Origin of the sequence: Primorskyibacter flagellatus, from assembly GCF_014638275.1 — a bacterium.
GTDB lineage: Bacteria > Pseudomonadota > Alphaproteobacteria > Rhodobacterales > Rhodobacteraceae > Pseudooceanicola > Pseudooceanicola flagellatus_A.
The window spans coordinates 36,202-46,054 of record NZ_BMFJ01000007.1 but is presented as its reverse complement, the minus strand read 5'-3'; the positions used below and the strand labels follow the sequence as shown (position 1 = coordinate 46,054).

Sequence of the window (9,853 nt, the reverse complement as noted above, 5' to 3'; positions counted from 1 at the left end):
AACTAGAAAAGGCGAAGCTGTCGCTTTCAAGGCCATGAGGTCCGTAGGGAGGGCAGCGCCCGACCCGAGGGTGGCGCGATAGCGCCGCCCTGGGGGGCGGGTCGGCGCTGCCCGGCGTAAACGCCGGGCGGGGCATATGATCGGTGTTCCTCCACAGAGGTTTGACCATCCGGTCAGAAATTGCCCATAATAACGGCACCGCCTGCCTGTTTCGCGGGCATACGACCCCCGGCGCGCTTGACAGGAGGGGGGGAGGGGACGCTCCAATTGCGGCGTATAGTCACCAGTGCATCACACCCGCCCGGCGGTGCTCCGGGCCAACAGGAACAGGGACCATTCCGATGAAATCCATTCAGATCACGCGCCGCACGCTGCTGCGGACCTCTGCCGCCGCCGGGGCCACGACGCTGTTCGCGCCGACCATCCTGCGCGCGCAGACCAAGCTGAAGGTGGCGGGGATCCATGCCTCTCCGGTGGAGAACACGTGGAATTCGGTGCTGCACGCGGCCATGGTCGGCGCGGCGGCGGACGGGGCGATCGAGTACACGTTTTCCGAGGGCGTGTCGGGCACCGACTATCCGCGCGTGATGCGGGAATATGCCGAAGCGGGCAACACCCTGATCGTCGGCGAATCCTACGCGGTGGAGCGGGAGGCGCGCACCGTCGCCGGAGACTACCCGGACACCGCCTTCCTCATGGGGTCCTCGGGTGAGGCGGCGGGCGACAACTTCGGCGTCTTCGGCACCTGGAACTGGGAGGCGGCGTACCTCTGCGGGATGCTCGCCGGCGCGATGACGGAAACCGGCACGGTCGGATCCGTGGGCGCGATCCCGATCCCCGAGGTCAACATGCTGATCAACGGCTTCGCCGACGGCGTGCATGCGGTGAACCCGGAGGTGAAGCACCTTGTCGGGTTCATCGGCACCTTCTTCGACCCGCCCAAGGCGCGCGAGGCCGGGCTGGCGCAGATCGACGGCGGGGCGGATATCCTCTTCGGCGAACGCATCGGCACGGCGGATGCGGCGAAGGAGCGGGGGATCAAGGCGGTCGGGTCGATGATCGACTACACGCCGCGCTATCCCGACACGGTCTTTGCCAATGCGCTCTGGTCCTTCCGTCCGCTGCTGGACGCGGCGGTTGCGGATGCGGCAGCGGGCAATCCGACGGGCAAGAACTATACCCCGCTCAGCCTGATGAAGGACGGCGGCAACGACATCGCCTATGTCGAGGGCGCGGCCCCGGCGGAGGCGGTGAAGAAGATGGAAGAGGTCCGCGCCGCGATCAAGGCGGGCGAATTCGAGGTGCCGCGCAACTTCGACGAGCCGAAGTAAGCGGTGCAGGGGGCTGGCCCCGCGAGGGCCGGTCCCGGGTCGGAGCGGGACGTGAAAGACAGCGGGACAGCGGTTGAAGACGCGCTCGGGCTGGCGGAGGCCATTGCCCGCGGCGACCTGACGGCCGGCGACGCGATGGCCCGTGCGCGCGACAGGGCGCGGGCGGTGGCGGATCTGGGTGCTGTCTGCCGGACGATGCCGGAGGACCCGGCGGCCGCGGAGGACGGGCCGTTCCGCGGCGTGCCGCTGCTGGTCAAGGACCTTGGCGGGCCGTTCCGGGGCATTCCGATGCGCGCGGGATCCGCCGCGCTGGCCCGGATGAAGGGCACCTCCGACAGCGACCTGGCGCGGCGGTTCCGGGCGGCGGGGTTCCGCCCCTTCGGGGCGACCACGGTGCCGGAGTTCGGGCTGGCGCTGGCGAGCGAACCGGCAACCGGGCCGGTCTGCCGCCATCCCTTCGATCCAGGTCTCAGCCCCGGCGGTTCCTCGGGCGGGAGCGCGGCTGCGGTGGCGGCGGGCATCGTGCCGCTGGCCCATGCCACGGATGCAGGCGGTTCGATCCGGGTGCCCGCGGCCTGCTGCGGGCTGGTCGGGCTGAAGCCGTCGCGCGGGGCGGTGCCTGCGGGGCCGGGGTTCGGCAACCACCTGGGCGGGATCGCGACGGAATTCGCGGTGACACGCACGGTGCGGGATGCGCGGGCGCTCTGGCCCCTGCTGACCGGCGACGCGCGGGGCCTGTCGGCGGTTCCGGCGCAGCTGCCTCGGGCCGGAGCGCTGCGGATCGGGGTCGTATCGGACGCCAGGGGCATCGCGACGGAGCGGGCAGGGGCGGTGCGGACGGCGGCCAGGCTGCTGGAGGGCGCGGGGCATGCGCTGACCGACATCCCGGCGGCGGGACTGAGCGCGATCCGCCGCGCGGCGGCCCGGCTGTTCGGGCGGATCGTGGCGGTGAACATGGCGGCGCTGGTGGCGCAGGGGCTGGATGCGTCGCTGACCGAACCGCTGACGCAGGCCTTTGTCGAAAGCGGGCAGGGGATGACCGCTACGGATTTGTGGGCGGCGCAGGAGGCGGCGGCGACGGCGGCCTACACGCTCTGGTCCCTGTTCGACCGGGTGGATGTGCTGCTGACGCCGATGCTGGCGTCCGCCCCGCTGCCGGTCGGGTCCTTTCCGATGGACCATCGCGATCCTGCAACGCAGCTTGAACGGATGGACGGTTTCGCCCCCTTTGCGGCGCTGGCCAACGTGACCGGCGCCCCCGCGCTGACCCTGCCGGTCGGCGCGGACCGGGACGGGATGCCGCTGCCGGTCCAGCTGATCGCACCCCTCGGCGGCGACCTGCGGCTGCTGGCGCTGGCCGCGACCATCGAGGCGGCGGGCGGATGGAATCACCCCTTTCCGCTGTTCGGAGGCATGGCATGACCCGCGTGCTGGAACTGACCGGAATCACCAAGCGGTTCGGCGCGCTGGCGGCGAACGAGGATGTCTCCCTGCACCTCGACCGGGGCGAGATCGTCGCGCTTCTCGGGGAAAACGGGGCCGGGAAAACGACGCTCATGTCGATCCTTTTCGGTCACTACACGGCGGATTCGGGTCTGGTGAAGGTGGAGGGGCGGGAGCTTCCCCCGGGCCGGTCGCGGGCCGCGATCCAGGCCGGGGTGGGGATGGTGCACCAGCATTTTGCGCTGGCCCCGAACCTGACTGTTCTGGACAACGTCATGACAGGGACGGAGCGGCTGTGGTCCCCGCGCTCGGCCCGCGCGGCGGGGCGGGCGAAGCTGGTGGCGCTGTCGGAGCGGTTCGGATTGCGGGTCGACCCGGATGCGCTGGTTGCCGATCTGTCGGTTGGCGAATGCCAGCGGGTCGAGATCCTGAAGGCGCTGTATAACGACGCGCGGATCCTGATCCTGGACGAACCGACCGCCGTGCTGACCGCGCAGGAGGCGGAGGGTCTGTTTGCCACACTGCGCCAGATGACCGCGGAGGGGCTGTCGCTGATCTTCATCAGCCACAAGCTGCACGAGGTGATGAGCGCCTCGGACCGGGTCGTCGTGCTGCGGCGGGGGCGGGTGGTGGCGGAACGGCGGACCGCCGAGACCTCGCGCGCGGAACTGGCGGAGCTGATGGTGGGGCGCAAGGTGGAACGGCCCGCGCGCCCGCCCGCGACGCCGGGAAAGGTCCTGCTGGAGGGCGTGGACCTGAGCCTTGCGGGGCATGGCGGGGCGTCGCTGCACGGGGTCTCTTTCCGGCTGCGGGCCGGGGAAACGCTTGGCGTGATCGGCGTGTCCGGCAACGGGCAGACCACGCTGGCGGGGCTGGTTTCGGGTCTGTATCCGCCGGATGCGGGCGAATTGCTGGTCGACGGGCAGGCGGTGCGTGTTTTCGACGTGCCCCATGCCATCGCCGCAGGGATCGGGCGCATCCCCGAGGACCGCAATGCCGAGGGCACCATCGGCGACATGAGCACATGGGAAAACACGGTGCTGGAGCGGATCTGGTCGCCCCGGTTCTCCCGGCGCGGGATGGTGCGGCGGGGGGCGGCGCGCAGGGCGACGGAGGAGATCATCCGGGACTACGACGTGCGCGGGGCCAGCGTGGACGGGCGGATCCGGCTGCTGTCGGGCGGCAACATGCAGAAGCTGATCCTTGGCCGGGTGCTGGACGCCGGGCCGGACATCCTGGTCGCCGCGCAGCCGAGCCGGGGGCTGGACGAGGGCGCGATTGCCGGGGTGCATGAGCGCCTGCTCGAGGCGCGGGGCAGGGGGGCCGGGGTGCTGCTGATCTCGGAGGATCTGGACGAGGTGATCGGCCTGTCCGACCGGATCTGCGCGATTGTCGGCGGGCGGCTGTCGCCGGCCATTCCGGCGGACCGCGCCGATGCGCGGATGCTGGGGCTGATGATGGCGGGCGACTGGTCCGCGGCGGAACAGATGGAGCGCGCGGATGCGGTTTGAGCGGCGCGACCACCCTTCAGCCCTGCTGACGGTGCTGGCCCCGGTCGGGGCGGTGCTGGCGGCACTGCTGGTCGCGGGTGTGCTGATCGCGATTGCCGGGGCCAATCCGCTGCGCGCCTACGGTCTGATCCTGAAAGGGGCCTTCGGATCGCGCCTTGGCCTTTCGGAGATGCTGACGCGGGCGACGCCGCTGATCCTGACCGGGCTGGCGGCGGCGGTGGCGTTCCGCGCAAGGCTCTGGAATATCGGGGGGGAGGGGCAGTTCTACCTCGGCGCGCTTGGAGTTACGGCCTTCGCCATGGTTCCGGCGGTGGCGGCGCTGCCCGGACCGGTGGCCGTTGTCCTGTGCCTGATGGCGGGGGCGGTGGCGGGGATGGTGCTGCTGCTGGTTCCGCTGGCGCTGCGCCTGCGGTTCGGCGTGGACGAGGTGGTCACGACGCTGCTGCTGAACTTCGTCGCGGTGCTGTTCGTGTCGCTGATGATCGAGGGGGCGATGAAGGACCCGCTTGCCTTTGGCTGGCCGCAGTCCGTTCCGGTGCCAGATGCGGCTGTCCTGCCCAAGCTGATGGCGCGGACCCGGCTGCATATCGGGCTGCTGATCGCGCTGGCGATGGCTGTGCTGGTCTGGTGGCTTCAGGCGCGCACGGTCTTCGGCATCCGCGCGCGGGCGGCGGGGCTGAACCCGCGCGCGGCGGCCTTTGCCGGGGTGCCACTGGGGCGCACGCTGGTCATGGTGGCCTGCCTGTCGGGGGGGCTCGCCGGGCTGGCGGGGGCGATCGAGGTCATGGGGGTCAAGGGCTATGTCACCACGGATCTGTCCCCGAACTACGGCTATTCGGGGATCGTCATCGCCATGCTCGCCAACCTCAACCCGCTTGGGGTAATCGCGGCGGCGGTGTTTTCGGCGGTGATGTTCGTGGGCGCGGACAGCATGTCGCGCGCCCTGTCGATCCCGTCCTACATCGCGGACGTCACGGTGGCGCTGTCGCTGCTGACGATGCTGGTCGCCATCTTCCTCGCGCAATACAGGATCCGCCGATGAGCGTGCTGTTCGACATTCTCGGGGCGGTCGGCATGTGGGAGGCGATGCTGCGCATCGGCACGCCGCTGATCCTCGGGACGCTCGGGGTGCTGCTGTGCGAACGGGTCGGCGTGCTGAACCTCGGGATTGAGGGGATCATGACCTTCGGCGCCATGGTCGGGTGGCTGACCGTTTTTTCCGGCGCGGATCTCTGGACCGGGATGCTGGTTGCGGGGCTGGGGGGCGCGGCGTTCGGGCTGCTGCATGCGCTGCTGACGGTGCCGCTTGGCCTGAGCCAGCATGTGACGGGGCTGGGCATCACGCTGTTCGCGTCGAGCTTTTCCTACTACGTGTTCCGGCTGGCCATCCCGACCTCTTCGCAGCCGCCGACGGTGGAGCCGTTCCGCCCGGCCGACATCCCCGTCCTGTCCGACATCCCCTTCCTCGGGCAGGTGCTGTTTTCCCAGACCGGGCCGACCTATCTGGCGCTGGTGCTGGTGGTCGTGCTCGCCTGGGTGCTGTACCGCACGCCGCTTGGACTCGCGCTGCGCATGGCCGGAGAGAACCCGCATGCGCTGGACGCGCAGGGGATCGACCCGATCCGGCTGCGCATCGGTGCGATCATGGCGGGGTCGGCTCTCATGGGAATGGGCGGGGCATTCCTGACCTTGGCGGCGTTCAATTCGTTCTTTCCGACGATGGTGCAGGGGAGGGGATGGATCTGCGTGGCGCTGGTGGTCTTTGCATCGTGGAAACCGGCGCGGGCCCTGCTTGGCGCGCTGCTGTTCGCCTTCTTCGATGCGTTCCAGCTGCGGCTTCAGACGGCGGTGGAGGGCGTGCCTTACCAACTGTTCCTGATGTTGCCTTACCTGCTGTCTATCGTCGCGCTGATCGTCATGGCGCGGCGGGCGCGGGTGCCGCAGGCTCTGATGCAGCCCTACCGGCGCGGAGAGCGCTAGGCCCGCCCGCTCTGTCGCTAGGGCGTGCCCGCCGGTCGCGAGACGATCGCGAGGATCGAGTCGACGCACTGCCGCCGCATGTCCGCCTGCGTCTCCTCCGCGAAGAGGTCGCCGCCGAAGATCGCTGAGAAGGTCGGGCGGTTGGAAACGTTGAAGAAGCTGAGCGCGCTGATCTGCCAGTGCAGCCGCAGCGGGTCGATGCCGTCGCGGAACACGCCCTGTTCCTGTCCGCGCCGGCAGATGCGCGACAGCTTGTCGATGGCCGCCACGTTCATGTCGCGGATGACCTGAGAGGCGGACAGGTGCTCTGCGTTGTGGATGTTCTCGATCATCACCATGCGGATGAAATCGGGGTTGTTCCGGTGGTGGTCGAAGGTAAAGGAGACGAGTTTCGCCAGAGCCTCGGCCGGTGGCAGGTGGTCGAGATCGAGCGTCGCCTCGCCCTCCCGCACCCTGAGATAGGCGGCTTCGAGCGCGCGGGTGTACAGCCCCAGCTTGTCGCCGAAATAATAGTAGATCATGCGCTTCGACGTGCGCGTCCGCGAGGCGATCGTATCGACCCGCGTGCCCGACAGGCCGTTGGCCGCGAACTCCGACACGGCGACGGTCAGGATGTCCTGCTTCACGGCATCCGGGTTCTGGGTCCAGCCCCGCCGTTCTGTGTCTGTCGTCGTCGCCATGCCGCTCCTCTATCCGAGCCATAGCAGAAATCAAATGGTCCAGTCAGTACATTTCGCTTGACAAATGTACCGTCTGGAACATTTTGGGGGCACAGATCGGTTGGGGAGGAACCGGGACCGTGCGGATGACGCAGCAGGATACGGGGACGGACGGGCGCAACGCGGCGTTCTGCATGGGCCTTGTCGGGCGCGGCATCCGGTTGTCGCGTACCCCGGCGATGCACGAGGCCGAGGCCGCCGCGCAGGGCCTGACCTGCCGCTACGACCTGATGGACACCGATGCGGGGACCGAGGGGCCGCTGGCCGGGATCCTCGACCGGGCCGAGGCTGCGGGTTACGCCGGGCTCAACATCACCTACCCGTACAAGCAGGACGTCATCGCGCATCTGCACCAGCTTTCGGATGCGGCGCGGCGGATCGGGGCCGTCAACACGGTCGTCTTCCGCGATGGCCGCCGGTTCGGTCACAACACGGACTTCTGGGGCTTTTCGGAAAGCTTGAGGCGCGGGCTGCCCGATGCGGCGCTTGGCACGGTGCTGCTGATCGGAGCAGGCGGGGCAGGGGCGGCGCTGGCACATGCGCTGGCCGATCTGGGTGTCGCGCGCCTGCTGATCGCCGACACGCGGCTGAAGGCGGCGCAGGGGCTGGCAGCGGCGGTCGGTCCGGTTGCGCATGCGGTTTCGGATGTCGCCGCCGGGGTAGCGGAGGCGGACGGGATCGTCAATGCCACGCCCGTCGGCATGGCGAAACTGCCGGGAACGCCGATTGAAGCGGGGTTGCTTTCTCCGCGGCACTGGGTGGCGGATATCGTCTATTTCCCGCTGGAGACGGCGTTCCTGAAGGCCGCCCGCGCAACCGGGTGCCGGACGCTGAGCGGAGAGGGCATGGCGGTCTTTCAGGCGGTACGGGCGTTCGAGCTGTTCACCGGCAGGCCGGCGGATCCGGACCGGATGCGCGGGACCTTCCGCCGTCTGGGCGAGGCGTGAGGGCTGCCATGAAGACAGGGATCGCCACCGTTTCGATTTCCGGCAACCTCGAGGAGAAGATCGAGGCCATCGCGGCCGCCGGTTTCACCGGGATCGAGATCTTCGAGCAGGATTTCATCGCCGACATCCGCAGCCCGCGCGCCGTGGGTCAGCGGATCCGCGATGCGGGGCTGGAGGTCATGCTGTTCCAGCCGTTCCGCGATTTCGAGGGCCTGCCGGACGGGCTGCGCGCCAAGGCCTTCGACCGGGCGGAGCGGAAGTTCGACGTCATGCAGGAGCTTGGCTGCGACCTCGTGCTGGTCTGTTCCTCGGTCCATCCGCAGGCGCTTGGCGGTATCGACCGGGCCGCCGCCGATTTTGCGGAGCTCGGGGTGCGGGCCGCCGCGCGGGGGCTGCGGGTCGGATACGAGGCGCTGGCCTGGGGCCGCCATGTCAACGACCACCGCGATGCGTGGGAGATTGTGCGGCGGGCGGATCATCCGTCGGTCGGGCTGATCCTCGACAGCTTTCACACGCTCGGGCGGGGGATCGACCCGGACACCATCCGGCGCATCCCCGGCGACCGCATCTTCTTTGTCCAGCTGGCCGACGCGCCCGCGATCGAGATGGACCCGCTGTACTGGTCGCGCCACTTCCGCAACATGCCGGGGGAGGGCGATCTGGCCGTCACCGATTTCATGCGCGCGGTCATGGCGACCGGATACGACGGGCCGATCAGCCTGGAGATCTTCAACGACCAGTTCCGGGGCGGCAGTCCGGGCACCATCGCGCAGGACGGTCACCGGTCGCTGATCGCACTGATGGACGAGGTGCGCCGGGCCGAGCCGGCCTCGTCCGCCGGCATCCCCGCCCTGCCCGCGCCGATCGAGGTCCGTGACACCGCCTTCGTGGAATTCGCCGCGCAGGGCAGCGACCTGATCGCGCTGGAACAGCTGCTCGAGAGCATGGGCTTCCGCCGGGCCGGGCGGCACGTGTCCAAGCAGGTGACGCTCTGGCAGCAGGGGGACATCCGCTTCGTGCTGAATGCGGAAACCGGGGGCCACGCGGGAACGGCGTGGAATGCGCGGGGCACGACGGTCTGCGACATCGGTCTGTCGGTCGGCTCTGCTCCGGACACCGTGGCGCGGGCGACGGCGCTTGGCGCGCGACCGTTTTCCCAGCCCCTCGGCCCCGGCGAACTGCCGATTCCGGCGATCCGGGGCCTTGGCGGCAGCGTGATGCACTTTATCGACGACGGTACCCTGTCCGAGGTCTGGGACGTGGAATTCCGGCCCGAGGACGGATCCACGCCGGGGGCGGGTCTGACCCGGATCGACCATGTCGCGCAGACCATGACCTATGACGAGATGCTGTCGTGGTCGCTGTTCTACACCACGCTTTTCGACATGCAGAAGGCCCCGATGGTGGACGTGGTCGACCCGGACGGGCTGGTCCGCAGCCGCGCCATCGCCAGCCCGACGGGCAAATTCCGCATCACGCTGAACGGGGCGGAGACGCATCGCACGCTGGCCGGGGCTTTCCTGGCCGAGGGGTTCGGCGGCACGGTGCAGCATGTCGCGCTGGCCACCGACGACATCTTTGCCACCGCCGCCGCGCTGGCGAAAACGGGGTTCGCGCCGCTTGACCTGTCGCCCAACTACTTCGACGACCTGGCGGCGCGCTTCGACCTAGAGCCCGACATGCTGGCGCAGATGCGCGCGGCGAACATCCTGTACGACGCCGACGGGACGGGAGAGTTCTTTCAGCTTTATTCGCGCCCTTTCGCGGGACAGATGTTCCTGGAAATCGTCGAGAGACGAGGGGCTTACGCCGGATACGGGGCACCGAACGCCCCTTTCCGGATCGCCGCGCAGAAGCGGTTCCAGCGGGTAAAAGGAATGCCCGCCACATAAAACGTATGACATTTACTGTTCTGTCCTACA

The 9,853-nt window shown here is 69.2% G+C and carries 8 protein-coding genes; 7 read left to right on the top strand and 1 reads right to left on the bottom strand.

From position 1 onward, the window contains the following. The first annotated feature begins 341 nt into the window (after positions 1-341). Genes IEV87_RS22680 through IEV87_RS22660 form a run of 5 tightly spaced genes read left to right on the top strand, consistent with a single transcriptional unit; the run spans position 342 to position 6,265 of the window. Entirely contained in the window at positions 342-1,331 is a 990-nt protein-coding gene (locus tag IEV87_RS22680; protein WP_188479896.1) for a BMP family protein, read from the top strand. 51 nt (positions 1,332-1,382) lie between these two features. After that, entirely contained in the window at positions 1,383-2,753 is a 1,371-nt protein-coding gene (locus tag IEV87_RS22675) for an amidase (protein ID WP_229737804.1), read from the top strand. Then, the gene (locus IEV87_RS22670; protein WP_188479895.1) at positions 2,750-4,285 is read left to right on the top strand and encodes an ABC transporter ATP-binding protein; all 1,536 of its coding nucleotides are present in this window, start codon (positions 2,750-2,752) and stop codon (positions 4,283-4,285) included. The genes IEV87_RS22675 and IEV87_RS22670 overlap by 4 nt, the downstream gene beginning before the upstream one ends. Beyond that, positions 4,275-5,327, top strand: coding sequence for an ABC transporter permease (locus IEV87_RS22665; protein WP_188479894.1), 1,053 nt, complete (start codon positions 4,275-4,277; stop codon positions 5,325-5,327). Before IEV87_RS22670 ends, IEV87_RS22665 begins: the two co-directional genes overlap by 11 nt. Then, a complete protein-coding gene (locus IEV87_RS22660) occupies positions 5,324-6,265 on the top strand; it encodes an ABC transporter permease (protein ID WP_188479893.1) in 942 nt (313 codons plus the stop codon). Before IEV87_RS22665 ends, IEV87_RS22660 begins: the two co-directional genes overlap by 4 nt. A 17-nt stretch (positions 6,266-6,282) precedes the next feature. Here the strand turns inward: IEV87_RS22660 and IEV87_RS22655 are convergent, their stop codons facing one another. Then, complete coding sequence (locus IEV87_RS22655) at positions 6,283-6,945, bottom strand: TetR/AcrR family transcriptional regulator (RefSeq protein ID WP_188479892.1); 663 nt, start codon at positions 6,943-6,945, stop codon at positions 6,283-6,285. A gap of 125 nt (positions 6,946-7,070) precedes the next feature. Here IEV87_RS22655 and IEV87_RS22650 point away from each other — a divergent pair, with 125 nt between their 5' ends. Both IEV87_RS22650 and IEV87_RS22645 read left to right on the top strand, forming a co-directional pair. Further along, on the top strand, positions 7,071-7,931 hold the full coding sequence (locus IEV87_RS22650) for a shikimate dehydrogenase (RefSeq protein WP_229737803.1): 861 nt from the start codon (positions 7,071-7,073) through the stop codon (positions 7,929-7,931). 8 nt (positions 7,932-7,939) lie between these two features. Continuing rightward, the gene (locus tag IEV87_RS22645) at positions 7,940-9,823 is read left to right on the top strand and encodes a bifunctional sugar phosphate isomerase/epimerase/4-hydroxyphenylpyruvate dioxygenase family protein (protein WP_188479891.1); all 1,884 of its coding nucleotides are present in this window, start codon (positions 7,940-7,942) and stop codon (positions 9,821-9,823) included. Positions 9,824-9,853 lie beyond the last annotated feature (30 nt).

Excerpts from the sequence above, each read along its gene's own strand:
- IEV87_RS22680 (WP_188479896.1), top strand. The coding sequence starts at position 342 with ATGAAATCCATTCAGATCACGCGCCGCACGCTGCTGCGGACCTCTGCC.
- IEV87_RS22670 (WP_188479895.1), top strand. The coding sequence starts at position 2,750 with ATGACCCGCGTGCTGGAACTGACCGGAATCACCAAGCGGTTCGGCGCG.
- IEV87_RS22665 (WP_188479894.1), top strand. The coding sequence starts at position 4,275 with ATGCGGTTTGAGCGGCGCGACCACCCTTCAGCCCTGCTGACGGTGCTG.
- IEV87_RS22660 (WP_188479893.1), top strand. The coding sequence starts at position 5,324 with ATGAGCGTGCTGTTCGACATTCTCGGGGCGGTCGGCATGTGGGAGGCG.
- IEV87_RS22655 (WP_188479892.1), bottom strand. The coding sequence starts at position 6,945 with ATGGCGACGACGACAGACACAGAACGGCGGGGCTGGACCCAGAACCCG.
- IEV87_RS22650 (WP_229737803.1), top strand. The coding sequence starts at position 7,071 with ATGACGCAGCAGGATACGGGGACGGACGGGCGCAACGCGGCGTTCTGC.
- IEV87_RS22645 (WP_188479891.1), top strand. The coding sequence starts at position 7,940 with ATGAAGACAGGGATCGCCACCGTTTCGATTTCCGGCAACCTCGAGGAG.